Source organism: Citrobacter sp. Cb028 (assembly GCF_030336705.1).
In the GTDB taxonomy this organism is placed as follows: domain Bacteria; phylum Pseudomonadota; class Gammaproteobacteria; order Enterobacterales; family Enterobacteriaceae; genus Citrobacter; species Citrobacter braakii.
This window is the reverse complement of the sequence record NZ_JAOWCZ010000034.1, coordinates 715,922-741,902: the sequence shown is the minus strand read 5'-3', so window position 1 is coordinate 741,902 and position 25,981 is coordinate 715,922. Positions and strand designations below refer to the sequence as shown.

Sequence of the window (25,981 nt, the reverse complement as noted above, 5' to 3'; positions counted from 1 at the left end):
TGTTTTTATTGATCTAAAACAAAAATCTCGCGTTGCGTTCAGTCGAAAAATTTCATGGACTCCCCTTACTTTTATTTCTTACTAAACTCTATGCGGGATGCAGATCTGCATTGTCTTCAAAATAGAACAGTGAGTTCTTATTTAGGTATCTAATCCATATATCGTTCTTTCTGTAGACTTAAACTCATCAAATTTCCCCCACTGATGCAGAACAGGAGAAATATCATGACTAAACCTTACGTAAGACTTGATAAAGATAATGCGGCAGTACTGCTGGTCGACCATCAGGCTGGCCTGCTCTCTCTGGTTCGGGATATCGATCCCGATAAATTTAAAAACAACGTGCTTGCCCTCGGCGACTTAGCAAAATACTTCAAACTCCCAACCATTCTGACAACCAGTTTCGAGACAGGACCAAACGGGCCACTGGTACCGGAACTGAAAGCTCAATTTCCCGATGCGCCTTATATTGCTCGCCCCGGAAACATTAACGCGTGGGATAACGAAGATTTCGTGAAAGCAGTGAAAGCGACCGGTAAAAAACAGCTGATTATTGCCGGTGTCGTGACGGAAGTTTGCGTTGCTTTCCCTGCGCTCTCGGCTATTGAAGAAGGTTTTGATGTCTTTGTCGTAACCGATGCGTCAGGTACGTTTAATGAAATTACTCGCCATTCAGCATGGGATCGAATGTCCCAGGCCGGTGCTCAACTGATGACGTGGTTTGGTGTCGCATGTGAGTTGCATCGCGACTGGCGCAACGATATCGAAGGTCTGGCGACGCTGTTCTCTAATCACATTCCTGATTATCGCAATCTGATGACCAGCTACGACACGTTAACTAAACAGAAGTAAAAAAAACCGGGGCTATGCCCCGGTTTGTCATTTAGCTAGCAACCGCCATACCGACGGTCATATGCAGCCCGTAGAACACGCCACGACCAATCAACTCGCCGACTAACAGCAGAATAAACGCGACGGAAAGCAGCGGAACTGCAGGCTGGTAGCCTTTCACTTGCGGTACAATCCAACAGCACAGCGCTAATGCCAGAGCGACAATCCGCCACGCCATCAGCGAGCCGTAATCCGGAACCAGTGCAGACGCCTGTTGAATGGAACTGTGGATCGTCGCCAGTTCAGCCCCCTGCATTACAGACATGATGGCGCTCACGACCAGAGCAAGCACTGAAATAGCCGGCAACAGGCGCATCGCCCAACCGTCCACGCCAGCAATTCTCAGCAACAGATATCCCAGCAGCGGACCGCCCATAAACATCGTCAGGAAGAAGCCCAGCGGCGTCCAGATGCTGTACCAGGTCGGCACAGTATCGATGGTGTTATACACGCGCACCATCATCCAGACAAAAACCACGCCCAGTACCATGGTGACAACTAACCACAGATTGCGTAATACGGGCGACATTTTTTTCAACGTTGCCAGCAGCCAGCCGATGCCGCCAACGGCAAAGAAGATTGAGCCGCTGGCAATTTCATTACTCAACGCAGAAGACCCTACACGATTGAGTGAGTTAAAGGCGCGCATCGGTGAGCCCAGGTGGAGCATGGAAGCAATAAAGCCAATGCCCATTAATACCCACAGCCCGAACATGCAGGCAATCACGCGCTGCTGCGATTCAGGGCGTAAGTCCCCTTTCATCAACGCCAGCGCAAGAACGATAAAGCCACCAACTACACACTGTCCGAAGACAGTGAAGATCATCAGCGGCCATTCATGCCATCCACTTCCCATCTTACACCTCCTTCGGATTGGCCAGATAACCTGTAGTATCCCCGGTCGGGCGGCTATTGGCGTTAGGTTTGATGACAATACTTGGTTTGGTAAAGTGCGCGCCCGGCAGTGGCGCTACCGCAGCCAAAGTACCGTGTTTTTTGCGCAGCTCTTCAATCGGACCAAAATCCAGCGCACGCAGTGGGCAGGACTCCACGCAGATAGGTTTTTTGCCTTCAGCGACGCGCTCATGGCAGCCATCACATTTAGTCATATGACCTTTTTCAACATTGTACTGTGGCGCGCCGTAAGGACAGGCCATGTGGCAATACCGGCAGCCAATGCAAACATCTTCGTCGACAACGACAAAACCATCTTCACGTTTGTGCATCGCGCCGCTCGGACAAACCTTGGTACAGGCCGGATCTTCACAGTGGTTACACGCAATGGAGAGGTAATAAGCAAAGACGTTCTGATGCCAGACGCCGTTGTCCTCCTGCCAGTCGCCGCCTGCGTATTCATAAATGCGGCGGAAGCTGACTTCCGGGGTTAAATTTTTGAAATCTTTGCAGGCCAGTTCGCAGGTTTTGCAACCGGTGCAACGGCTGGAATCAATAAAAAATCCATACTGGGTTGTCATCGGTTACTCCTTACGCCTTTTCAACCTGAACAAGGTTCGTGTGTGACGGATTCCCCTTTGCGAGAGGAGACGGACGCTGGGTCGTCAGGACGTTAATGCAACCGCCCTGATCCACGCGTTTTGCATCCGGGTCATACCAGGCCCCTTCGCCCAATGCCACCACGCCGGGCATCATACGTGGCGTCACTTTCGCCTCGATATGCACTTCACCACGATCGTTAAAGATACGTACCTTGTCGCCGTTGTTAATACCGCGTCGCTGCGCATCCATCGGGTTGATCCACATTTCCTGGCGGCAGGATGCTTTCAGGACATCGACGTTGCCATAGGTCGAGTGAACGCGAGACTTATAGTGGAAGCCGGTCAGCTGCAAAGGGAATTTCTCCACCAGCGGATCGTTTAAGCTTTCAAAGCCTGGGGTATAAATCGGTAGCGGATCAATTACATCACCTTCCGGCAGTTCCCAGGTTGCCGCGATCTCGGCAAGCTGCTGCGAATAAATTTCGATCTTACCTGACGGCGTGGTCAGCGGATTGGCTTTAGGATCCTCACGGAATGCCTTGTACGCCACATGATGTCCTTGCGGATCGCGCTGTTTAAAGATCCCTTGCTGACGGAATTCTTCAAACGTAGGCAGTTCAGGAATCACTTTGCGCGACTGCTCATACAGATGGCGCATCCACTCTTCCTGAGTACGACCTTCTGTAAACTGCTGCTCAACGCCAAGGCGCTTCGCCAGCTCGCTGGTCATCTGGTAGATAGTCTTGCATTCGAAGCGTGGTTTGATCGCCTGATCGGTGAAAATCACATAGGACATGTTCCCGCATGAGGCATCCAGCGCAAAATCCATCTGTTCGGAGGCAGTGCAGTCCGGCAGCAAAATGTCTGCGTATTTCGCCGAGGAAGTCATATGACAGTCGATGACGACGATCATCTCGCACTTCTTCTCGTCCTGGAGGATTTCATGCGTGCGGTTAATATCAGAGTGTTGGTTAATCAGACAGTTACCGGCATAGTTCCAGATCATCTTAATAGGAACATCGAGCTTGTCTTTGCCGCGTACGCCGTCACGCAGGGCCGTCATCTCCGGGCCTCGCTCAATCGCGTCCGTCCACATGAACATCGAGATGCTGGTTTCAACAGGGTTTTCCAGCGTTGGCATACGCTCAAACGGCAAACTGTATGAGCCCTCACGCGCCCCGCTGTTGCCGCCGTTGATCCCAACGTTACCGGTCAGGATAGCGAGCATAGAAATGGCGCGGGTCGCTATTTCACCGTTAGCATGACGCTGCGGCCCCCACCCCTGGCTGATGTATGCCGGTTTAGCGCTACCTATTTCACGCGCCAGTTTGACGATACGTTCAGCGGGAATACCGGTAATCTGCGCCGCCCACTCCGGGGTCTTGGCAATGCCGTCCTTACCCTGCCCAAGAATATACGCCTTATAGTGACCGTTCTTCGGTGCGTCGGCCGGTAAGTTTTTCTCGTCGTAACCCACGCAATATTTGTCGAGGAACGGTTGGTCAACCATGTTTTCGGTGATCAGGACATACGCCAGACCATTGACCAGCGCCGCATCAGTACCAGGACGGATCGGGATCCATTCATCTTCACGCCCCGCACCGGTATCCGTATAACGGGGATCGATAATGATCATGCGGGCATTGGATTTCTGTCGCGCCTGTTCAAGGTAATAGGTTACCCCACCCCCGCTCATACGGGTTTCACCAGGGTTATTACCGAACAGAACCACCAGCTTGCTGTTTTCAATGTCGGACGGGCTGTTACCGTCAGCCCAGCCGCCGTAGGTATAGTTCAACCCGGCAGCGATTTGCGCTGAAGAGTAGTCACCGTAGTGATTAAGATAGCCGCCGCAGCAGTTCATCAACCGTGCCACCAGCGTTTTACCCGGCGGCCACGAGCGCGTCATGGTGCCACCCAGCGTACCGGTACCGTAGTTCAGGTAGATAGACTCATTGCCGTAGTCTTTGATAAGACGCTGCATATTGCTGGCAATGATGTCGTAGGCTTCATCCCAACTGATGCGCTCAAATTTTCCTTCGCCACGCTTACCAACCCGTTTCATCGGGTATTTCAGACGATCGGGATTATAGACTCGGCGACGCATGGAACGACCACGCAGACAGGCGCGGACCTGGTGCAGACCGTCATAGTTGTCATCGCCGGTGTTGTCGGTTTCGACATACTTTATTTCACCGTCGACCACATGCATACGCAGCGGGCAGCGGCTGCCGCAGTTCACTGTACACGCGCTCCAGATCACTTTCTCATTAATCGGTGTCGGATTAAGGGCTTCTGCAGCATTTGCAATACGGGTAAATGGCAGGGTAAACGCGCTACTGGCCACCGCCAGTCCGCCTATCGCCGTCGTTTTCACCAAACCGCGGCGACTAACCTCAGCTGCCAGCACGGCATCGGGGATCTTAGTTTTCATAGTGGCTCACTCTGCTGCTCACAATAAACAAAATACAAATATTCGATGTATAGTTTTTTATATAACGTTAATATCGATATACAGGCTGGTAGAAACTGAATTTGCTAAAAGACAGAGAAAAATACTGACTTTCATTCGAAGTCAGTATTACCCCTATGGGAGTAGTCGTTATTGTCCGACGTCAAACGGGCATAAAAAAAGCGCCCTGAGGCGCTTTTTTAGCAGAGAAAGGTAACTTAACCGATGAATTCCAGGCCATTCATGTACGGACGTAATACTTCCGGAACCTGAATGCGGCCATCAGCCTGCTGATAGTTTTCCATTACCGCAACCAGCGTACGCCCAACCGCCAGACCGGAACCGTTCAGAGTATGCACTAAACGGGTCTTTTTGTCGGATTTGCTGCGGCAACGCGCCTGCATACGACGAGCCTGGAAATCCCACACGTTGGAGCAAGAGGAGATTTCGCGATAGGTGTTCTGCGCCGGGATCCACACTTCCAGATCGTAAGTTTTGCATGCGCCGAAGCCCATGTCGCCAGTGCACAGGATGATTTTGCGATACGGCAGACCCAGCAGTTGCAGGACCTTCTCGGCATGGCCGGTCATCTCTTCCAGCGCGTCCATCGAATCTTCCGGGCGAACAATCTGCACCATCTCAACTTTATCGAACTGGTGCATACGGATCAGACCACGCGTGTCACGACCGTAAGAACCTGCTTCAGAACGGAAGCACGGCGTATGCGCAGTCATTTTGATCGGCAGCGCATCTTCATCGATGATTTCGTCGCGCACCAGGTTGGTCAGCGGAACTTCTGCTGTTGGGATCAGCGCATAGTTGCTGCTATCAGCTTCTTCATCCAGCGGACGGGTATGGAACAGATCGCCAGCGAATTTCGGCAGTTGGCCTGTACCGTACAGCGTGTCATGGTTAACCAGATACGGGACGTAGTTTTCGCTATAGCCATGCTGTTCGGTATGCAGATCCAGCATGAACTGAGACAGCGCACGGTGCATACGCGCAATCTGCCCTTTCATAACAACAAAACGAGAGCCGGTCAGCTTAACCGCCGCGGCGAAATCTAGACCCGTGTGCATTTCACCCAGGGTAACGTGATCGCGCACTTCGAAATCAAACTCACGCGGAGTACCCCAGCGGCTGACTTCGACGTTGTCATTTTCATCTTTACCCACCGGAACGTCGTCCGCTGGCAGGTTAGGAATAGTCAGCGCAATGTCGCGGATCTCGGCCTGTAAGGTATCAAGTTCAGCTTTCGCGGCATCCAGCTCTTCGCCCAGTTTGTTCACTTCCAGACGTAAAGACTCGATATCTTCCCCGCGCGCTTTTGCCTGGCCGATGGATTTCGATCGCGAGTTACGCTCTGCCTGCAGGTTTTCAGTTTGTACCTGCAGAACTTTACGACGCTCTTCAAGAGCGCGCAGCTTATCTACATCCAGCTTAAAGCCCCGGCTTGCCAGTTTTTCTGCGACTGCGTCTGGCTCATTACGCAGCAGATTGGGATCGAGCATGCTTATCCTGTGCTTATCGAATTAAAATAGGAGAAAGTGACCACAGCCTGCGGTCACAGGGATACAGAGACAACATTACCGCAACGATAACACTAACGGTAGCGTTTTATAGGGCTATTTTGATCCTGTCCGGCGAGCCAGGCGAGCTTTTCGCCAATCTTGCCTTCAAGACCTCTGTTTGTGGGGCGATAATAGCGCGTTTGTGCCATTTCCTGCGGGAAGTACTCTTCTCCGGCGGCATAGGCATTAGGCTCATCATGGGCATAACGATACTCCTGACCGTAGCCCATCTCTTTCATCAGCTTAGTCGGCGCATTGCGCAGGTGAACCGGCACGTCGTAATCCGGACGTTCGCGGGCATCAGACAGCGCGGCTTTGAAGGCGGTGTAAACCGCATTACTCTTCGGCGCACAGGCCAGATAAACAATCGCCTGAGCAATCGCGCGTTCGCCTTCCGCGGGTCCCACGCGGGTAAAACAGTCCCATGCGGAAATCGCCACCTGCATGGCGCGGGGATCGGCATTGCCGACATCTTCTGAGGCAATCGCCAGACAGCGACGGGCAACGTACAGCGGATCGCCACCAGCGGTAATAATTCGCGCATACCAATAAAGCGCCGCATCTGGGGCGCTTCCACGTACCGACTTGTGTAATGCGGAGATGAGATCGTAAAAACGATCGCCTTTATTATCGAAACGCGCACTACGTTCACCGGCAATTTCGGTGAGCAATTCTGGTTTCAATACGCGCTTGCCGGAATCATCAACTTCGGCCATATCGGCCATCATTTCCAGCGTATTCAGCGCCCGCCGCGCGTCACCATTAACCAGTTCGGCAATAGCCCGACGCGTTTCTGGCGGCAGAACAATATCCTGGCCGCCATAACCACGCGCTTTGTCTGACATCGCCTGGTCCAGCACCTGTTCAATGTCGTCGGAAGTTAACGATTTCAGTAGATAAACGCGTGCACGCGACAACAGCGCCGAGTTGAGCTCAAACGAGGGGTTTTCAGTGGTGGCGCCAATAAACGTAATGGTACCGTCTTCAATATGCGGTAAAAATGCATCCTGTTGGCTTTTATTAAAACGGTGAACTTCGTCCACGAACAGGATCGTGCGTCGACCCGCATTACGGTTCTGACGCGCACGCTCAATCGCTTCACGAATTTCTTTCACGCCAGACGTAACTGCCGAAATTCGTTCGACATCGGCGTTGGCGTAACGGGCAATAACTTCGGCAAGCGTCGTTTTCCCGGTCCCCGGCGGTCCCCATAAAATCATGGAGTGCAGATGCCCGGCCTCGATAGCGCGCGGCAAGGGTTTGCCAGCAGCCAGCAGGTGCTGCTGGCCGATATACTGCGCTAAATTTTCTGGCCGCATACGCGCGGCCAGCGGCTGAAAAGTATTATCAGAAAAGTCGAGCGACAGATTGCTCACTCACACGCCTCTACTTACGTTGATCGTCAACCGTTACACCTTGCGGCGGGGTAAAGGTGAATTTAGAGGGTTCAATCGCACCATTCTGCTGAGATTTCAGCTGATAGCTGCTGCGCTGATCGTCTTGTTCAACGGCGCTGAACTGGTGGATCGTCCCGTCACGCCCAACATTGATAGTAAACTGCTTAAGGTTACCGCTGCTGGTTTTTGGCGTCAGCACGAAATCATCGCCATTTTGCTTAATATTGTACTGCTGCCAGTCGCTGGCCTGGTTACGTGCAATCAGCATGAACGGCGTGTTGCCCGTGGCGTCTTTCAGCCATGTCGCAGTCGCCTGCTCAACAAACGGATTAAAGAACCACAGCGTTTTACCATCGGAAACCAGGATGCTCTCGTCAGGCTGCGTCATATGCCAGTTAAACAGATTAGGACGTTTAACCCATAAGTCACCCTGACCTTCCTGCACCGCCGCACCGCTACCGTCCGTGACCTTCTGAGTAAAGCTGGCATGGAAGCTACTGACTTTATCCAGGCGGCTTTTCAGGTCGCTGGCAGCATCTGCCCAGACGCTGCTCACCACAAAGCTCGACAATAATGCACAGGTGATTGCGATTCTTTTCATTGTTATTCCTCAAAATACGTCACTCCCAACGGGGAGATCCCTCTGCTATCCATTTCAGGCCAAAAATCAGCATGAGGAAAGTAGAAAATACTGAATTACTTAACTTTGCAATCATTCGAAGGGCGGCGGAGCCAGCACTTCACGATTACCATTATGCCCTTGCTCGCTGACAATTCCCTGCGCTTCCATCTGTTCGATGATGCGCGCCGCTCGGTTGTAACCGATACGGAACTGACGCTGGACGCCGGAGATTGAGGCTTTGCGTTTCTGGGTAACAAAGTTTACCGCCTGATCGAACAGCGGATCTAACTCTTCGCCACCATCAAAGCCGCCACCGCCGCCTTCGCTTTCGCTGTCAGACGTAATGCCGTCAACGTATTGTGGACGACCGCGCGCTTTCCAGTCCTGAACCACAGCGTGAACTTCTTCATCACGAACAAAGGCGCCGTGTACACGCACTGGGATCGTTGAGTTTGGTGCGGAATAAAGCATGTCACCCATACCCAACAGCGATTCCGCGCCGCCCTGGTCAAGGATGGTACGCGAGTCAATTTTACTGGACACGGTAAAGGCGATACGCGTTGGGATGTTCGCTTTAATCAGACCAGTAATAACGTCAACCGACGGTCGCTGGGTCGCCAGCACCAGGTGAATCCCCGCCGCACGCGCTTTTTGCGCCAGACGAGCAATCAGTTCTTCCACCTTTTTACCCACGGTCATCATCAGGTCGGCGAATTCATCCACCAGTACAACGATATACGGCAGTTTTTCCAGCACCGGATGCTGAACATCCATACTGTCGCCCGGCTTCCAGTACGGGTCCGGAATCGGACGTCCCATACGGGCGGCTTCAGCAATTTTTTCGTTATAACCGGCAAGGTTACGCACGCCAAGCGCCGACATCAGCTTGTAGCGACGTTCCATTTCATTGACGCTCCAGCGCAGGGCGTTGGCGGCATCTTTCATGTCGGTCACAACTTCAGTCAGCAAATGCGGAATGCCTTCATAAACCGACAGTTCCAGCATTTTCGGGTCAATCATGATAAAGCGAACGTCTTCCGGCTGCGCCTTGTATAACATGCTGAGGATCATGGCGTTCACCCCAACCGACTTACCGGAACCGGTTGTCCCTGCCACCAGCAGGTGCGGCATTTTCGCCAGATCGGCAACCACCGGTTCGCCCGCAATATCTTTACCCAGTACCACGGTCAGCGGAGATGAGTTATCACGGAATTTGGCGTTATCCAACACTTCGCGCAGATAAACGGTTTGACGTTTTTTGTTGGGTAACTCCAGCCCGACATACGGTTTGCCCGGAATTACCTCGACCACGCGTACCGCTGCGGTCGACAATGAACGCGCCAGATCTCGCGACAGGTTGGAAATACGCGCCGCTTTAACTCCAGGAGCAAGATTAAGCTCAAAGCGGGTAATAACCGGACCAGGTGAGTAGTTCACCACATCGGCTTTAATGCGGAAGTCCGCCAGACGAGCCTCCACCAGACGAGCCATTTGCTCCAGAGCGAAAGTATCTATCGGCTCAACCTCACTCGGCGGCGGCGTGAGCAGATCCAACGATGGCAGCGGCGTATTTGGACGGTGCGCCGGACGACTGTCGCCATTACGCATCAGGAGCGGATGGATCAGGCTATCCTGCGGCGGCGCTGTAACAGGCTGCGCCGGCTGCTGATAATGCTGCTGCGGTGCGACTGGCTGCGCTGGCTGCTGATAATGCTGCTGTGGTGCGACAGGCTGCGCCGGTTGCTGGTAATGCTGTTGTGGTGCGACAGGCTGCGCTGGCTGCTGGTAATGCTGCTGCGGTGCGACTGGCTGCGCTGGCTGCTGGTAATGCTGCTGCGGTGCGACAGGCTGCTGGTACTGCGGCGCAGGCTCCGGCATTACGCCTGGAGTAAATAGCGGCTCATGTGGACCATCATCCACCAGCGTTTTCATTGGCGAAAATTCAAAGTCATCAAGCGAGAACGGATTCGCTCCGGCAGGCTGTTCACCGGAATAGCGCTGCTGCTGGGAAGAGGCAAACTGGCGAGCCAGTTCTGCTTCTGCAGCTGAATCATCATCAGTCTGACTGGCATCATCCTGATACTCCTCGCCATAGCGGTGCTGCTGCGACTGGGCGAACTGACGCGCCAGCTCAACTTGCTGCATTGCGTCAATTTCTTCGTCACTGTACGCATCTGTATCAAGATGCTCTTCCCGCGCTTTCTCTTCAGCCATACGTTGTGACGGCAGTTTTATGCCATACGACGCCAGCTCCCGACGAGTAGGCACGCGCACACGATTCGGACGCGGTAACTGCGGACCAATCCCCTCTTTCACCTGTGGACGCGGTGCACCGCTACCCGCAAGACTAAAGACAGGAGCTGCGGCAGCCGCACCCGCCCCTAAAGCGGCGTTTTTCACCCCAGCGGCCAGCGGGGCAGCGGCAGCAACTGACTCAACGGGCGGTATGGATGCTGCCGTCGGCATAGACGGCTTAACACGTTCAGGCTCTTGAGCAGGCTCTGGAATCGGCTGATACCAGGCGGCCAGTTGCTCGCGCTCACGTGCACGTTTCTCTTCAACTTCTTCAAAATAGTAGAGTGGCGGACGAGTCGGTTTAACCTCTTCAACTACCGGCTCAGGTTCCACTACAGGCGGTTGTTCAACCGCAGGCTGCTGGAGCGCAGCGTTTTGTTGAAAGGTTGATTCCGGCTGATAAACAGGTTGCTGCACGGGCTCCGGCTGATATGCAGGTTCCGGCTGCCAGTTGTGCTCCGCGGTAAATCCCTGCGGCTGCGGACTCTCCTCCACTACCGCCTGCTGCCATGGTTCATACTGCTGCTGCACCGGTGGCTGAGCGTAGTGGGCTGGCTGAGGATAACCCTCAGGCGCTGGCGCAATCACCGCATCACCGGTTTGCGGACCAGGCACGGCTTGCCAGGCTACGGCTGGGGCCGGTTGCTCCATAACGGTATTGGTCACTGGCGATGTTTGCAGCAGCGGATCAACCGGTGCGCTCCAGGCCTGAGCTGCCGTTGTCGCTGCAGCTGCGGCGGCAACTGGCTCTGTCACCGAATGACCATTCAGCAGTGGGTCAAGTTCGTCATATTCAGGCAGCGTCGCACGATTACCGGAGAACAGCACATCGTTAGGATCGGCAACAACGCCACGAGCGCTGTATTCAATTTCGTCTTCATCATCCATGCGTTTGCCGGAAAATAGCGCGGCATCAGTATGACGGCCAAGCGGGTTGGTAAATTTCTCCGCCAGACGCTTACGGCGTGCTAACGCACCGCGCAGAATACGCGCCCGACGCGATTCATCAGGTTTGCCATCAGCGGTGTCGAAAGACTCATCTTCATCTTCATATTCTTCGTCATCGACCCAGGTATCGTCGCGACGGGTACGGTTGCTGGCAAACGTCAGGATATTGAGTAACCAGCCGCCCAGTTTTTCCGCAATGCTCACCCATGACCAGCCGGTAAACAACGTTAATCCCGCAGCCCAAATGCACAATAGCGTCAGCGTACCGCCGCTACTGTGCAGTAATGGTTGCAACGTGGTGCTGAGCAGGCTGCCGATCACGCCGCCAGAGGCGAAATACCAGATGTCATCGGCATTGATTGCGGCAAGCCCGCAAGAGGTAAGGATCAGCGCCAGAACGCCAATAATACGCAGCGAAACGGCAAAATAATCGACGTATTCGTCGCTGGCCTGGTGTCGCCATGCAAACCAGCAGCCGCCGACAATGATGACGGGAATGGTGTAGGCCATGACGCCAAAAATAAAGAACAGTGTGTCTGCCAGCCATGCTCCGGGTATTCCCCCCAGATTATGGATAGGTTCGTGCCACGCGGTTTGCGACCAACTGGGATCCGAAGGGTTAAAGCTGAGTAAGGCAGCCATCAACCAGACGGCAAAAAGGGCAATAAGGATCAGTAGCGCTTCCAGGAGTCGGCGCCCGCTGCTTAACTTCGTCAATGTGACGTCTTTGTCTTCAGTGTATTCCTGGCTCAAAAACGGCTCTCCAGGTTTCAGGCTTTTCCTGCCCGATGCTAAAACGGACAACAGCACCGGGTTGCCCCGGCACTGTTGCTGTATGGATTAACAGGAGTGTAATCAAACTGCGTCGATTTTGCACCTGTTCCGTGTTAGCGCGTCTTAATTACCAGACGATTGCTCTGTTTGACTTCTTCCATTACGACATAAGTACGTGTGTCATTCACGCCAGGCAGACGCAGCAGGGTTTCCCCCAACAGCTTACGGTACGCCGACATATCCGGTACGCGTGTTTTCAACAAATAGTCGAAATCACCGGAAACCAAATGACACTCTTGAATTTCTTCAAGTTTTTGTACTGCAGAGTTAAATTGCTCAAACACATCCGGGGCGCCACGATTCAGAGTAATCTCAACAAAAACCAGAAGTGATGCATCCAGATAATGCGGGTTTAACAGCGCTGTATAGCCCTGAATAAAACCCTGTCTTTCCAACCGACGCACACGCTCAAGGCAGGGCGTTGGTGAAAGTCCCACACGTTTAGAAAGCTCGACGTTAGAAATACGCCCATCCTTTTGCAGCTCATTAAGAATGTTACGATCGATACGGTCGAGATCTTTGCCAGGGCGCTTCTTACTATCTACCATTATTATTGTCTCTCTGTATTCCTTCCCTACTCCTGCCTGACTCTACCAACATCACTGTTCAGAGTCGCTACCCATCAAAATAAACCGCAACCCAGAGGGATTTTCGGTTTGTAATGCCTGGGCTTATGGTGAGAAGACCGTTGCCTGTCGGCGGCTATCGACATCACGAATGGCATCTGTCCACACCATGCGTAGATTTCGCTAACACGGTAAACATGGTAACTACATGCATGATTATGCAGCACATACATGACACATTTTTTTTCTTCCTTGACTGTTTTCGCAAAACAGCAGGTGATTGTCAAAGCAAAACATCAATTTTTAGTACAACATGCCAGTTATTCATTCGCAGCGATGGAAAATCGTCATTTTATCACCTTATAACTGACCGATTTTTAGTAGAAATCGTTATAGTATTACGACTTATTCCCCCGCTCATCGGTTTCTGCTATTACACAAATTGTTAACAAAATCGCCATACTCTTTTTTTACGCCTGTAAATTCCCTACAATCCTGCTCATTGCCTGCCAACAACTATGGGGATCTCATGGGCGTAACCAAACACAGTAAACTTCTTATTCTGGGCTCAGGCCCTGCGGGATATACCGCTGCGGTCTACGCTGCACGCGCTAACCTGCAACCGGTACTGATTACCGGTATGGAAAAAGGTGGTCAACTGACCACAACAACAGAAGTGGAAAACTGGCCTGGCGATCCGCACGATCTCACTGGCCCGCTGCTGATGGAGCGTATGCACGAACATGCGACCAAATTTGATACAGAAATCATTTTTGATCACATCAGCAAAGTTGATCTGCAAAACCGCCCTTTCCGTCTGACCGGCGATAGCGGAGAGTACACCTGTGACGCACTGATCATCGCTACCGGCGCTTCAGCACGTTACCTGGGCCTGCCTTCAGAAGAAGCATTCAAAGGCCGCGGCGTTTCCGCCTGCGCGACCTGCGACGGTTTCTTCTACCGTAATCAAAAAGTTGCGGTGATTGGCGGTGGCAATACTGCGGTTGAAGAAGCACTGTATCTGGCGAATATCGCATCTGAAGTGCATTTGATTCACCGTCGCGACAGTTTCCGCGCAGAGAAAATTCTCATCAAGCGTTTAATGGATAAAGTTGAAAACGGCAACATCGTGTTGCACACCCACCGCACGCTGGAAGAAGTAACCGGCGATCAAATGGGCGTAACCGGGCTGCGCCTGCGCGATACGCAAAACACTGACAATGTGGAGTCACTTGACGTTGCCGGATTGTTTGTCGCTATCGGTCACAGCCCGAATACCGCCATTTTCGACGGTCAGCTTGAACTGGAAAACGGCTACATCAAAGTTCAGTCCGGTATTCACGGTAATGCCACACAAACCAGCATTCCGGGGGTCTTCGCAGCCGGTGACGTGATGGATCATATTTATCGCCAGGCGATCACCTCTGCGGGCACGGGCTGTATGGCCGCGCTTGATGCAGAACGTTATCTCGACGGTCTGGCGGACGCTTGCAAATAAGTTTTACAAATCAGTAACAAAAGTAAAAAAGGCGACTATAAGTCGCCTTTATTTTTGCCTCGTTGTAACATTGCCCTGCCCAAAAATTCCAATAACTCACCTGCTAAGCGTGCAATGAATAAAACCCGTCAAAAAGAGCTGACCCGCTGGTTAAAACAGCAAAGTGTAATTTCCCAACGATGGCTGAACATTTCACGCCTGTTGGGGTTCGTGAGTGGTCTGTTAATCGTCGCTCAGGCCTGGCTCATGGCCCGCATTCTGGACCATATGATCATGGCCAACATTCCCCGAGAGGCGCTACTGCTTCCGTTCATCGTGCTGGTATTGATTTTCATCCTGCGGGCATGGGTCGTCTGGTTACGCGAACGGGTCGGGTTTCACGCAGGGCAACATATTCGCTTTGAAATTCGCCGCCAGGTGCTTGACCGTCTGCAACAGGCTGGTCCGGCCTGGATACAGGGCAAACCGGCCGGGAGCTGGGCCACGCTGATCCTGGAACAGATTGACGATATGCATGATTACTATGCACGTTATCTGCCGCAAATGGCGCTGGCCGTATGCGTCCCATTATTGATTGTGGCGGCGGTATTCCCGTCAAACTGGGTAGCCGCTCTTATTCTGCTCGGAACAGCCCCGCTGATCCCGTTATTTATGGCAATGGTCGGAATGGGCGCTGCCGATGCTAACCGCCGCAATTTTCAGGCTCTTGCCCGCCTCAGCGGTCATTTCCTCGATCGTCTGCGGGGTATGGAAACGCTAAGAATATTTGGTCGCGGTGAAGCCGAAACGGAAAGCATCCGCGCTGCGTCGCAAGATTTCCGCCAGCGCACCATGGAAGTCCTGCGCCTGGCCTTCCTGTCATCTGGTGTCCTTGAGTTCTTTACCTCTCTGTCTATTGCGCTGGTGGCGGTTTACTTCGGTTTTTCCTACCTCGGAGAACTCGATTTCGGCCACTACGGGACGGGCGTCACGCTGGCGGCAGGCTTCCTCGCGCTCATTCTGGCACCGGAGTTTTTCCAGCCCCTGCGCGATCTGGGCACGTTTTATCACGCCAAAGCGCAAGCCGTTGGTGCAGCTGATAGTCTGAAAACCTTCATGGAAACCCCGCTGGCTCATCCAGAGCGTGGCGACATTGAGCTGGCGACGAAAGACGCCGTTTCACTTGAGGCACACGATCTGATTATCACTTCGCCGGAAGGTAAAGTGCTGGCCGGCCCGCTCAACTTTACCCTGGCAGCCGGTCAACGTGCGGTGCTGGTTGGGCGCAGCGGTTCCGGTAAAAGTTCGCTGCTTAATGTCCTGTCCGGTTTCCTCTCTTATCGGGGATCGCTGCGCATTAACGGCTTTGAACTTCGCGACCTGTCACCTGATTCCTGGAGTAAACAGCTGTCATGGGTTGGGCAAAATCCGCAGCTTCCTGCCGCCACGTTACGCGAAAACGTTCTGCTGGCTCGCCCCGATGCCAGCGAAGAACAGCTACAAGCCGCACTTGATAGCGCCTGGGTCAGCGAGTTTTTACCGCTGCTGCCGCAGGGCGTGGATACGCCAGTCGGCGATCAGGCGGCCCGACTTTCCGTCGGGCAAGCGCAGCGCGTTGCCGTTGCTCGCGCCTTACTCAATCCCTGTCAGTTACTGCTGCTGGACGAACCCGCCGCCAGCCTTGATGCGCACAGCGAACAACTCGTGATGCAGGCGTTGAACGCGGCATCTCGCCGCCAGACCACGCTGATGGTGACGCACCAGTTGGAAGATCTTGCTGACTGGGACGCTATCTGGGTGATGCAGGACGGACAGATCGTTGAACAAGGTACCTGGACCGAACTTAGCTCAGCCAACGGGGCTTTTGCGACATTACTGGCTCATCGTCAGGAGGACATCTAAATGCGCGCTTTGCTACCTTATCTGACGCTGTATAAACGTCACAAATGGATGTTAACGCTGGGGATCGTTCTGGCGATCGTCACGCTGCTGGCAAGTATTGGCTTACTGACGCTTTCAGGTTGGTTCCTGTCGGCTTCTGCGGTGGTTGGCGTCACCGGGATTTACAGCTTTAACTATATGCTCCCTGCCGCAGGCGTACGCGGCGCAGCGATCACCCGCACCGCGGGGCGTTATTTCGAACGACTGGTCAGCCATGACGCAACGTTCCGTGTGCTGCAGCATTTGCGTATTTATACCTTCAGCAAACTACTGCCGCTCTCTCCTGCGGGCCTGTCCCGTTATGGACAGGGTGAATTACTTAACCGCGTGGTGGCTGATGTCGACACGCTCGATCATCTGTACTTGCGCGTGATCTCCCCGCTGGTGGGGGCTTTTGTCGTCATCATGGTGGTCACGCTGGGGCTAAGCGTTCTCGATTTCACGCTGGCTATCACCCTCGGCGGTATTATGCTGCTGACCTTATTTATTCTGCCCCCACTCTTTTATCAGGCAGGCAAAAGCACCGGACAAAGTCTGACGCATCTGCGTGGGCAATATCGTCAGCAGTTAACCTCCTGGCTACAGGGCCAGGCTGAATTGACCATTTTTGGCGCCAGTGAACGCTACCGCGCTCAAATGGAAGCCACCGAGCTGCAGTGGCACGAAGCCCAGAGACGCCAGTCTGAATTAACGGCGTTGTCGCAGGCGGTCATGCTGTTAGTCGGCGCGCTGGCAGTGATTATGATGCTATGGATGGCCTCAGGCGGCGTGGGCGGTAACACCCAGCCAGGCGCACTGATCGCGCTGTTTGTCTTCTGTGCACTAGCCGCGTTCGAAGCGTTAGCGCCTGTCACCGGCGCGTTTCAGCATCTCGGCCAGGTTATTGCCTCTGCGCTGCGCATCACCGAACTGACCGAACAGCAGCCAGAAGTGACCTTCCCGGATACGGGTTCCTCGGTTTCAGAGCAGGTAACCCTTACGCTACGCGATGTGTCATTCAGCTATCCAGGACAGGCGCAAAAGGCGCTCGATACACTTTCCCTGCAAGCCAACCCCGGTGAACACATTGCGATTCTCGGTCGCACCGGCTGTGGTAAGTCAACGTTATTGCAATTGCTAACCCGCGCATGGGATCCGCAGAGTGGCGAGATCCTGATTAACGAACAGCCGATTGCGACCCTTAGTGAAGCCACGCTGCGCCAGAGTATCAGCGTCGTGCCACAGCGCGTGCATCTGTTCAGCGCTACGCTTCGCGATAACCTGTTGCTGGCGGCACCGCACGCCGGCGATGACGCATTAGCCGCGATGTTGTGCTGCGTCGGTCTGGACAAACTGCTTGAGGATGATGGACTCAACGCCTGGCTTGGCGAAGGCGGTCGTCAGCTTTCTGGCGGCGAGCTCCGTCGTCTGGCTATCGCCCGCGCCTTATTGCACGATGCTCCGCTGATGCTGCTGGATGAACCTACCGAAGGGTTGGATGCCACAACGGAAAGTCAAATGCTTGAATTAATTAGCGATGTCATGCGCAACAAAACCGTATTAATGGTTACACATCGTCTGCGTGGCCTGTCACGTTTTGATCAAATAATAGTAATGGACAACGGACAAATTATTGAGCAAGGTAATCACGCAGATCTGTTAGCCAGGCAGGGGCGTTATTACCAGTTTAAGCAACGTCTGTAAGCTATTATTGAACGATCAAACTCGCGTAGTGGAGTTTCGCTGTCATGCGCCTGGTGCAACTGTCCCGCCATTCCATAGCCTTCCCGTCACCGGAAGGCGCTTTACGCGAGCCTAACGGTTTGTTGGCGCTTGGCGGCGATCTCAGCCCTGCCCGCCTGCTGATGGCCTATCAGCGCGGTATTTTCCCATGGTTTTCACCTGGCGACCCCATCCTTTGGTGGTCGCCCGATCCGCGCGCCATTCTTTGGCCCGAGAAATTTCACCTCAGCCGCAGCATGAAACGCTTTCATAAAAATTCGCCTTATCGCGTGACGCTCAATTACGCGTTTGGTCAGGTGATTGAAGGCTGCGCGAATGACCGGGAAGAAGGCACCTGGATAACGCATGATGTGGTGGATGCTTACCATCGCCTGCACGAACTGGGGCATGCCCACTCAATTGAGGTGTGGCGACAAAATGAATTAGTGGGCGGTATGTATGGCGTGGCGCAAGGTACGCTGTTTTGTGGCGAATCGATGTTCAGCCGTCAGGAAAATGCGTCGAAAACCGCACTGCTTGTTTTTTGCGCTGAATTTATCCGTCAGGGCGGAAAATTAATCGACTGCCAGGTATTAAATAGCCACACAGCCTCGCTGGGCGCCGTCGAAACACCGCGTCGGGAGTACCTTGAGCACCTGAGCAGACTGCGCCAGCAGCGGCTACCGAGCCATTTCTGGATTCCCAGGACGTTATTTTCACCTCAGGAGTGAATGTTTTCGGCACATTTTTTGTCGGGGTGTTATAATTGTCGCGCAGAGTTGGTTTAGCCCATTACCCCGCCGCCGTTAAGGAACAGTTCGCGTCAGGCAACGCCTATCGTTTATCTCCTCGTTCCCTTACACGTTGCGCTTTAAGTGCGGCTTTGCCGTGTGTGGATAGAGTAATGCGCCAAACCCGATTTGCTGTGTTTTAAACGCACAAATCTTTACTTATTAAAAGAACTTCGGCATTATCTTGCCGGTTCAAATTACGGTAGTGATACCCCAGAGGATTAGATGGCCAAAGAAGACAATATTGAAATGCAGGGTACCGTTCTCGATACGTTACCTAATACCATGTTCCGCGTAGAGTTAGAAAACGGTCACGTGGTTACTGCACACATCTCCGGTAAAATGCGTAAAAACTATATCCGCATCCTGACGGGCGACAAAGTGACTGTTGAGCTGACCCCGTACGACCTGAGCAAAGGCCGCATTGTCTTCCGTAGTCGCTGATTGTTTTTAACGCCCGAATGGCGTCCAGATAATAAAAGGTCGGTTTAACCGGCCTTTTTTGTGGGCTGAAGCCTGGTATTTAATCCTCAATCATCCGCGCATATTCTTCCGTTAAGAAATCCACTAATGCGCGCACTGACGGTAATAATCCCCTGCGTGATGGAAAGACTGCGTGAATAATTTCTCGCTTAGGTTCCCAACCGTCGAGCAACGCCACCAACTCACCCGCAGCTAATTGATCTTTTACCATCAACTGTGGAAGTTGAACAACACCTACGCCGGCGACTGCGGCTTCGCGTAACGCCAGCATATCGGTGGTGATCATACGCGGCGTGAAATGCACCTCCGCCCGCGCGCCCTGCGGGCCGAATAACTCCCAACGATGCACATGTTTACCAGAGGCCAGACTCAAACCTGGCCAACGGGTCAGCTCTGCCGGAGAGTGTAGCGCCCCCATCTGCTCAATTAACTGCGGGCTGGCATACAAGCGATGTCCTCTGTCCGCCAGGACGCGCATCACCAGGTCGCTATCCTCAAATGGCCGAGGTCTGACGCGAATCGCCACATCCAGACCTTCTCCAACGACGTCAACACGACGGTTAGTGGCCTCCAGTTGTACTGATACGTCAGGATAACGTGCCATAAAACGGGCAAGCATTGGCCCGATATGCACATGCAGCAATGTGACAGGACAAGTCAACTTCACAACGCCACGCGGTTCAACCTGTAACGCTGCAATGGCATCCTGCGCCGCCTGCGCCTCCACCAGCATCGCCTTACAGTGTTCGTAAAAGGTTTGCCCGACTTCAGTCACGTTAAATTGCCGGGTGGTTCGCTGAATCAGTCGTACCCCCAGCCTCTCTTCGAGTTGCGCTATTCGTCGGCTCAGTTTTGATTTTGGTTCATCAAGCGCCCGACCCGCCGCCGCGAATCCCCCTTCCTCTACAACATGCACAAACCATGCAAAATCATTGAGATCCGGCCTTGCCATTTCATTGTCCTATTTTTGAGACAGTGAGAGCTATTTTAGCTACTACTCAGCTCGCTGTCATGAATATAAGCTTATTCACATCAAAACAACGCCACTGAGGAGACACATATGAAACAAGTAACAGGCGTCTACACCGCACCTCGCCCACACTGGGTTGGCGATGGATTTCCGGTTCGCTCGATGTTCTCTTACCAGTCTCATGCTAAGCAATTAAGCCCGTTCCTGCTGCTTGATTACGCGGGTCCGCATACGTTCACGCCGGGTAACGAAAAACGCGGCGTAGGTGAACACCCTCACCGCGGTTTTGAGACGGTGACTATCGTTTACAGCGGCGAAGTTGAACACCGTGATTCAACCGGTCGCGGCGGCATTATCGGCCCTGGCGATGTGCAGTGGATGACCGCTGGTGCAGGAATATTACACGAAGAGTTCCACTCCCCGGAATTTACCCGTCAGGGCGGTGAACTGGAAATGGTGCAACTGTGGGTCAATCTGCCGGCAAAAGACAAAATGGCCGTACCGGGTTATCAGGGCATCAGCAGCGATGTTATTCCCACCGTCGCCTTGCCCGATGATGCAGGCAGCGTTCGCGTGATCGCGGGTAGCTATCAGGATACGAAAGGCCCGGCACACACCTTTTCACCGCTGAACGTCTGGGATATGCGCCTGCAACGTAATCATCCGCTGACGTTGTCCCAGTCTGAAGGGTGGAGCACCGCTCTGGTGGTATTAAAAGGGAATATCACCGTAAACGGCACCACGCCTGCCAGCGAAGCACAACTGGTAGTGCTAAGCCAGCAGGGGAAAACGCTACACATTGAAGCCACCAGCGACGCCAGCGTGCTGCTGCTGTCTGGCGAACCGTTGAACGAGCCGATTGTAGGTTACGGTCCGTTTGTGATGAATACGAAACAAGAAATCGCTGAAGCCGTCCGCGATTTTAACTCCGGCCGCTTTGGCCAAATCTGAATCGAAGGAGAAGAATATGTCCAGTCCTGCAAACTTTAATGGTTCACGTCCGGTCATCGATGTGAATGATTCTGTCATGCTGCTTATCGATCATCAGAGTGGGCTGTTCCAGACCGTCGGCGATATGCCAATGCCGGAACTGCGTGCGCGTGCCGCCGCGCTGGCTAAAATCGCAACCCTGGCGAAGATGCCGGTAATTACCACGGCATCGGTACCGCAGGGGCCTAACGGCCCGTTGATCCCAGAGATCCATGCCAATGCGCCACATGCCCAATACGTAGCACGTAAAGGCGAAATCAACGCCTGGGATAACGAAGACTTCGTGAAAGCGGTCAAAGCAACGGGTCGTAAGACGCTGATTATCGCCGGTACGATCACCAGCGTGTGCATGGCGTTCCCGGCCATCAGCGCGGTTGCGGAGGGCTACAAGGTCTTCGCAGTGATCGACGCTTCCGGTACTTACAGCAAAATGGCGCAGGAAATCACCCTGGCACGTGTTGTTCAGGCTGGCGTGATACCGATGGATACCGCCGCCGTCGCTTCTGAAATTCAGGGGACATGGAACCGTGAAGACGCCGCTGAATGGGCGGAAGTGTATACCAAAATCTTCCCGGCTTATCAGTTGCTGATCGAGAGCTATAGCAAGGCCCAGGAAGTCGTGACCAACGGCGAAAAACTGGACTCGCAGCGCTAATCATATTCTCCGCGCCTGTCCGGGCGGAGGAATATGTACATTGCGTAACCAAACGAGAGTTAACACGTAAATTCTGCTTGACCGTTTTAGCGCAACTCCCTATAGTAGCGCCCCGTTGCCCCCCAAGCGGTCAGGCAGCAATACAATATGGTGAGGTGTCCGAGTGGCTGAAGGAGCACGCCTGGAAAGTGTGTATACGGCAACGTATCGGGGGTTCGAATCCCCCCCTCACCGCCATATTCGAGAAAGAGCTCGTACGTAAGTACGGGCTTTTTTTTCGCATGTTGCATTTGCCGTTTGCCGGATGCAGCGCATGCGCCTTATCGGGCCTACATTTCAACATCTCTGCGTAGCCTGATAAGCGTAGCGCCATCAGGCATGTCGGTTATTGTCGGCTGAGCAGAGTTAACACTTCGTAATGCGCGGTATGTGGGAACATATCAAAAAGTTGGACGCGTTCAATGCGATATCCAGGCAACTCGCGGATATCCTTTGCCATGGTTTGTGCATTACAGCTGGAGTAAACGATAAAACGCGGTGCCATGCGGGAGAGAAAATCGCACAGCGGCTTCCCAATCCCCCGACGAGGCGGATTCACCAGCACCAGGTCCGGCACTTCTCCCTGCGCGGTAGCAAACAGGGTTGAATCCAGCGCCTGAAAATGCAGATTCTGCAACCCAAGCTCCTGCGCCGACTGTTTCGCACAGGTAATGGCCTCTGGCGCAATTTCAATACCCGTCAGTTTCATCTGCGGCGTGGCGCAGTGCAAACCAAAACCCCCGACGCCGCAAAACAGATCCCACATGTGATTAACCGGAAGCTGTCGCACCCAGTCGCGCGCCGTGGCATATAAATACCCAGCCACCACGGGGTTGGTCTGGAAGAAGCTCTGTGGGCGTATCCACAATGGCACATCGTTAAAGCGTTCAGCCAGCGCCTGTTGTTCCGTCAGGAAGATTTCGCTCTCCCCTTCCATAATCGCCATATGCACAGGTTGAATATTGGCGGTGATCACTTTTAACTGCGGAAGCTGCGCCTGTAACCATGGCAGCGCCGTACGCAGTTGTGCCAGTTTCGCATCGGAGCGCAGAACAAAACGCAGCATCATACCGCCATCAAACCGGCTTTCCGTTAACAGCAGATATTTCAGCTCCCCGCGTTTGCGCGCCACGTTATAGGGCGTCAACCCCGCACGGGCGATAAACGGTTTAAGTGCGGCAAACACCGGCGCAAAAGACTCAGGATAGAGCGGACACTCGCACAAATCCTCCGGCGTACCGTCACGATGCAGCATCCCCAGCAGCGGTTTTTCCACGCTGCCGCTGACCACCATTTTGGCTTTATTACGAAAAGCGCTCTCCGGGCCGCTGACCGGCGCGCACCATTCTCCGACCGGATAATCGGCCAGCAGATTCTGCAGATCGGCTGTTTTGGCGAAGAGTTGATCGGCGACAGGCTGCGTTATCCACTGACAAGAGCGGCAGCGTTCGGCGTCATAAAGTGCGCACTGCATACAAAAACCTACAAATTAACAGGGGGCGAAGATTATACACGTTATTGCAAGCGGAAGAACCGCCTGCTGGACGCAGGAACAAACAGCAGTAGCAACACCAGCATATCCGGTAATTTTTGCATCACCAGCGTATGCAGGATTTCACGTCTGGACTCTCCCGCAATACTGAACAGTTCCGGATATCCATAGCCCAATGAGGCCGCCCACAGATAGACGCTGGCGATAATCTGGGTCAGTAGATAGACCCAGCGCGCCCAGTTCCGACCTTTAACCAGCGAAAATGCGCAGTAAATTTCGATAAACAGCAGCACCAGGCTACCCAGAAACACCAGCGTCAAATTCCAGGTCTGGACGCTGCGATGAATAAACTCGCTGGTTCCGCGAAACCCAAGCGTATTAAAAATCATCAACAGATCGAGACAGCGGATCATGATAATAGCCAGCGCCGCCACCTGCACTAAAGTAGGGACGTTTAAACGGGCATGTGATGTGGATGATTTCTTAAAAAATCCCAACGCGTCGTCTTCCATGAAAACGGCGCAGCCACCGCAGCTGCGCCGTATAGACAGGTTGGCAGATTTTAGTTTTTTCAGCCGCGTCTTGCACGTTGGATATCGCGAATCCGTTGTTTTTCTGTTCGCGCCATCAGATACCACGCGATAAATCCGATAATTCCTACCACGCCAAGTATCAACGTCGCCAGCGCGTTGATCTCCGGATTGACCCCCATACGTACGCTGGAGAACACCAGCATGGGTAACGTTGTGGCGCCAGGACCAGAGACAAAACTGGCAATGACCAGGTCATCAAGCGACAGCGTAAAGGCCAGTAACCACCCTGAGATCACCGCCGGCATAATCATCGGCAGCGTGATGACGAAAAAGACCTTCAGCGGCGTGGCGCCTAGATCCATCGCCGCTTCCTCAATGGAGTGATCCAGTTCGCGTAAACGCGAGGAAATCACTACCGCCACGTACGCTGTACAGAATGTGACGTGCGCCAGCCAGATGGTCAACATACCGCGATCCGCTGGCCAGCCGATGGCGTGCGCCAAAGCCACAAACAGCAGCAGCAGCGACAAACCGGTAATGACATCCGGCATCACCAGCGGTGCGGTGATCATAAAGGCGAAACCATTTGATCCACGAAAACGACCAAAGCGCACCATCACCACGGCGGCGATGGTACCGAGAATTGCCGCCATCGTCGCAGCACAGGCGGCAATCGTTAAGCTCATGCCGACGGCGCTTATCATCGCGCTATCGTGGAAAAGCTCACCATACCAACGCGTTGACCACCCCGCCCAGACCGTCACCAGCTTGGAGCTGTTAAACGAGTAGATAACCAACATCAGCATCGGCGCGTACAGGAAAGTAAAACCCAGTACCAGGATAAAAATACGCCACGGCGAGCGAACGACCGGTAAGTTATTCATCCGTGTTCCCCCACGCTTTTTTGCTGATATTTATGGAACCACATGATCGGCACAATCAGTAACAGCAGCATAATAATGGCGACGGCAGAAGCCACCGGCCAGTCACGGTTATTGAAAAACTCCTGCCAAAGCACACGCCCAATCATGATGCTGTCCGGGCCGCCCAGCAGTTCCGGGATCACAAACTCCCCAACCGCCGGGATAAACACCAGCATTGACCCGGCGATAATCCCGCCCTTGGTCAACGGCACGATCACGCTAAAGAAGGTTTTCAACGGTCGGGCGCCTAAATCCAGCGCCGCTTCCACCAGCGAGTAATCAATACGCGTCAGCGCGGTATAAATCGGCAGCACCATAAAGGGCAAATAGGCGTAAACAATACCGATATAGACCGCCAGATTGGTGTGCAGAATCGTCAACGGTTGGTCGATAACGCCCAGCCACATCAGAACGTTGTTCAGGACACCGTTATTTTTCAGGATCCCCATCCAGGCGTATACACGAATCAAAAATGACGTCCAGGACGGCAGGATCACCAGCAGCAACAGAATATTGCGTGTCGAGGGTTTGCTGTGCGCGACCGCCCATGCCAGCGGATATCCCAACAGCAGGCAACAGACAGTCGAAATCCCCGCTACCTGCAAAGATTGCAGATACGCATCAAAATAGAGCGGATCGTCCGTCAGTTGCAGGAAATTGCCTAAATTGAGGGTGATAGATAACTGATCGTCAGCCCATGAAATGAGGTCGGTATACGGCGGAATAGCCCGCGCCATTTCAGCCAAACTGATTTTGAAGACGATCAGAAACGGCAGCAGAAACAGGAGCATCAGCCACACATACGGCAGCGCGATGACCAGCTTGCGCCCGTGCTTCATTTGCAGCCGCGACATAAACAGCGTGAAACGCCCCACGTTATCCACGCGCGCCGGAGGTTCAAGTGTACTCATCTT

21 protein-coding genes and 1 tRNA gene are annotated in these 25,981 nt (G+C 53.4%); 9 read left to right on the top strand and 13 right to left on the bottom strand.

What is annotated here, in order from left to right; genetic code table 11:
- Positions 1-225: 225 nt before the first annotated feature.
- The gene (ycaC, locus tag OGV75_RS13110; RefSeq protein WP_016152433.1) at positions 226-852 is read left to right on the top strand and encodes an isochorismate family cysteine hydrolase YcaC; all 627 of its coding nucleotides are present in this window, start codon (positions 226-228) and stop codon (positions 850-852) included.
- A gap of 31 nt (positions 853-883) precedes the next feature.
- On the opposite strand, the gene OGV75_RS13105 is transcribed toward ycaC, so the two are convergent.
- From OGV75_RS13105 to lrp, 8 genes are all read right to left on the bottom strand, one after another.
- Positions 884-1,747: a dimethyl sulfoxide reductase anchor subunit family protein gene (locus OGV75_RS13105; protein WP_016152432.1), complete on the bottom strand. Its 864-nt coding sequence runs from the start codon at positions 1,745-1,747 to the stop codon at positions 884-886.
- 1 nt (position 1,748) lies between these two features.
- A complete protein-coding gene (locus OGV75_RS13100; RefSeq protein WP_046274693.1) occupies positions 1,749-2,366 on the bottom strand; it encodes a DMSO/selenate family reductase complex B subunit in 618 nt (205 codons plus the stop codon).
- A 10-nt stretch (positions 2,367-2,376) separates the two neighbouring features.
- Positions 2,377-4,821 carry a dimethylsulfoxide reductase subunit A gene (dmsA, locus tag OGV75_RS13095; RefSeq protein ID WP_286480758.1) on the bottom strand — a complete coding sequence of 815 codons (2,445 nt, stop codon included), beginning with the start codon at positions 4,819-4,821 and terminating at the stop codon, positions 2,377-2,379.
- A gap of 236 nt (positions 4,822-5,057) precedes the next feature.
- Positions 5,058-6,350, bottom strand: a complete 1,293-nt coding sequence (gene serS, locus OGV75_RS13090; protein ID WP_003831902.1) for a serine--tRNA ligase — start codon at positions 6,348-6,350, stop codon at positions 5,058-5,060.
- Between the two features lie 92 nt (positions 6,351-6,442).
- A complete protein-coding gene (gene rarA, locus OGV75_RS13085) occupies positions 6,443-7,786 on the bottom strand; it encodes a replication-associated recombination protein RarA (RefSeq protein ID WP_016152429.1) in 1,344 nt (447 codons plus the stop codon).
- A 10-nt stretch (positions 7,787-7,796) separates the two neighbouring features.
- A complete protein-coding gene (lolA, locus tag OGV75_RS13080; protein ID WP_003831898.1) occupies positions 7,797-8,408 on the bottom strand; it encodes an outer membrane lipoprotein periplasmic chaperone LolA in 612 nt (203 codons plus the stop codon).
- A gap of 111 nt (positions 8,409-8,519) precedes the next feature.
- A complete protein-coding gene (gene ftsK / locus OGV75_RS13075) occupies positions 8,520-12,425 on the bottom strand; it encodes a DNA translocase FtsK (protein WP_286480757.1) in 3,906 nt (1,301 codons plus the stop codon).
- Between the two features lie 134 nt (positions 12,426-12,559).
- Positions 12,560-13,054, bottom strand: coding sequence for a leucine-responsive transcriptional regulator Lrp (gene lrp / locus OGV75_RS13070; RefSeq protein ID WP_002439523.1), 495 nt, complete (start codon positions 13,052-13,054; stop codon positions 12,560-12,562).
- Between the two features lie 547 nt (positions 13,055-13,601).
- Here lrp and trxB point away from each other — a divergent pair.
- From trxB to infA, 5 genes are all read left to right on the top strand, one after another.
- Entirely contained in the window at positions 13,602-14,570 is a 969-nt protein-coding gene (gene trxB, locus OGV75_RS13065) for a thioredoxin-disulfide reductase (RefSeq protein WP_047359391.1), read from the top strand.
- Between the two features lie 114 nt (positions 14,571-14,684).
- A complete protein-coding gene (gene cydD / locus OGV75_RS13060) occupies positions 14,685-16,451 on the top strand; it encodes a heme ABC transporter permease/ATP-binding protein CydD (RefSeq protein WP_286480755.1) in 1,767 nt (588 codons plus the stop codon).
- Complete coding sequence (cydC, locus tag OGV75_RS13055; RefSeq protein WP_286480754.1) at positions 16,452-18,173, top strand: heme ABC transporter ATP-binding protein/permease CydC; 1,722 nt, start codon at positions 16,452-16,454, stop codon at positions 18,171-18,173.
- A 44-nt stretch (positions 18,174-18,217) separates the two neighbouring features.
- Positions 18,218-18,922: a leucyl/phenylalanyl-tRNA--protein transferase gene (gene aat, locus OGV75_RS13050; RefSeq protein WP_016152424.1), complete on the top strand. Its 705-nt coding sequence runs from the start codon at positions 18,218-18,220 to the stop codon at positions 18,920-18,922.
- 285 nt (positions 18,923-19,207) lie between these two features.
- Positions 19,208-19,426, top strand: a complete 219-nt coding sequence (gene infA, locus OGV75_RS13040) for a translation initiation factor IF-1 (protein ID WP_002211347.1) — start codon at positions 19,208-19,210, stop codon at positions 19,424-19,426.
- Between the two features lie 79 nt (positions 19,427-19,505).
- Here infA and OGV75_RS13035 read toward each other — a convergent pair whose 3' ends face one another.
- Positions 19,506-20,417 carry a LysR family transcriptional regulator gene (locus OGV75_RS13035; protein WP_016156103.1) on the bottom strand — a complete coding sequence of 304 codons (912 nt, stop codon included), beginning with the start codon at positions 20,415-20,417 and terminating at the stop codon, positions 19,506-19,508.
- A gap of 108 nt (positions 20,418-20,525) precedes the next feature.
- Between OGV75_RS13035 and OGV75_RS13030 the strand changes: the two genes are divergently transcribed.
- The 3 genes from OGV75_RS13030 (at position 20,526) to OGV75_RS13020 (ending at position 22,317) form a co-directional block, all read left to right on the top strand.
- Entirely contained in the window at positions 20,526-21,386 is an 861-nt protein-coding gene (locus OGV75_RS13030; RefSeq protein ID WP_286480753.1) for a pirin family protein, read from the top strand.
- A 16-nt stretch (positions 21,387-21,402) separates the two neighbouring features.
- Positions 21,403-22,080, top strand: a complete 678-nt coding sequence (locus OGV75_RS13025; protein ID WP_016156101.1) for an isochorismatase family protein — start codon at positions 21,403-21,405, stop codon at positions 22,078-22,080.
- Between the two features lie 149 nt (positions 22,081-22,229).
- Positions 22,230-22,317 (top strand) — tRNA-Ser (locus tag OGV75_RS13020).
- A 148-nt stretch (positions 22,318-22,465) separates the two neighbouring features.
- Here OGV75_RS13020 and rlmC read toward each other — a convergent pair.
- The 4 genes from rlmC to potH are packed head-to-tail and all read right to left on the bottom strand — an operon-like array spanning position 22,466 to position 25,978.
- Positions 22,466-23,593, bottom strand: coding sequence for a 23S rRNA (uracil(747)-C(5))-methyltransferase RlmC (gene rlmC / locus OGV75_RS13015; RefSeq protein WP_286480752.1), 1,128 nt, complete (start codon positions 23,591-23,593; stop codon positions 22,466-22,468).
- Between the two features lie 41 nt (positions 23,594-23,634).
- A complete protein-coding gene (locus tag OGV75_RS13010; RefSeq protein ID WP_016152418.1) occupies positions 23,635-24,123 on the bottom strand; it encodes a YbjO family protein in 489 nt (162 codons plus the stop codon).
- A 59-nt stretch (positions 24,124-24,182) separates the two neighbouring features.
- A complete protein-coding gene (gene potI / locus OGV75_RS13005) occupies positions 24,183-25,028 on the bottom strand; it encodes a putrescine ABC transporter permease PotI (RefSeq protein ID WP_016152417.1) in 846 nt (281 codons plus the stop codon).
- Entirely contained in the window at positions 25,025-25,978 is a 954-nt protein-coding gene (gene potH / locus OGV75_RS13000) for a putrescine ABC transporter permease PotH (protein WP_016152416.1), read from the bottom strand. The genes potI and potH overlap by 4 nt, the downstream gene beginning before the upstream one ends.
- Positions 25,979-25,981 lie beyond the last annotated feature (3 nt).

Coding starts and splice junctions, on each gene's coding strand:
- cydC (WP_286480754.1), top strand. CDS start 16,452: ATGCGCGCTTTGCTACCTTATCTGACGCTGTATAAACGTCACAAATGG.
- OGV75_RS13030 (WP_286480753.1), top strand. CDS start 20,526: ATGAAACAAGTAACAGGCGTCTACACCGCACCTCGCCCACACTGGGTT.
- OGV75_RS13035 (WP_016156103.1), bottom strand. CDS start 20,417: ATGGCAAGGCCGGATCTCAATGATTTTGCATGGTTTGTGCATGTTGTA.
- trxB (WP_047359391.1), top strand. CDS start 13,602: ATGGGCGTAACCAAACACAGTAAACTTCTTATTCTGGGCTCAGGCCCT.
- potI (WP_016152417.1), bottom strand. CDS start 25,028: ATGAATAACTTACCGGTCGTTCGCTCGCCGTGGCGTATTTTTATCCTG.
- lolA (WP_003831898.1), bottom strand. CDS start 8,408: ATGAAAAGAATCGCAATCACCTGTGCATTATTGTCGAGCTTTGTGGTG.
- potH (WP_016152416.1), bottom strand. CDS start 25,978: ATGAGTACACTTGAACCTCCGGCGCGCGTGGATAACGTGGGGCGTTTC.
- OGV75_RS13010 (WP_016152418.1), bottom strand. CDS start 24,123: ATGGAAGACGACGCGTTGGGATTTTTTAAGAAATCATCCACATCACAT.
- OGV75_RS13105 (WP_016152432.1), bottom strand. CDS start 1,747: ATGGGAAGTGGATGGCATGAATGGCCGCTGATGATCTTCACTGTCTTC.
- serS (WP_003831902.1), bottom strand. CDS start 6,350: ATGCTCGATCCCAATCTGCTGCGTAATGAGCCAGACGCAGTCGCAGAA.
- dmsA (WP_286480758.1), bottom strand. CDS start 4,821: ATGAAAACTAAGATCCCCGATGCCGTGCTGGCAGCTGAGGTTAGTCGC.
- aat (WP_016152424.1), top strand. CDS start 18,218: ATGCGCCTGGTGCAACTGTCCCGCCATTCCATAGCCTTCCCGTCACCG.
- infA (WP_002211347.1), top strand. CDS start 19,208: ATGGCCAAAGAAGACAATATTGAAATGCAGGGTACCGTTCTCGATACG.
- rlmC (WP_286480752.1), bottom strand. CDS start 23,593: ATGCAGTGCGCACTTTATGACGCCGAACGCTGCCGCTCTTGTCAGTGG.
- ycaC (WP_016152433.1), top strand. CDS start 226: ATGACTAAACCTTACGTAAGACTTGATAAAGATAATGCGGCAGTACTG.
- lrp (WP_002439523.1), bottom strand. CDS start 13,054: ATGGTAGATAGTAAGAAGCGCCCTGGCAAAGATCTCGACCGTATCGAT.
- OGV75_RS13025 (WP_016156101.1), top strand. CDS start 21,403: ATGTCCAGTCCTGCAAACTTTAATGGTTCACGTCCGGTCATCGATGTG.
- cydD (WP_286480755.1), top strand. CDS start 14,685: ATGAATAAAACCCGTCAAAAAGAGCTGACCCGCTGGTTAAAACAGCAA.
- OGV75_RS13100 (WP_046274693.1), bottom strand. CDS start 2,366: ATGACAACCCAGTATGGATTTTTTATTGATTCCAGCCGTTGCACCGGT.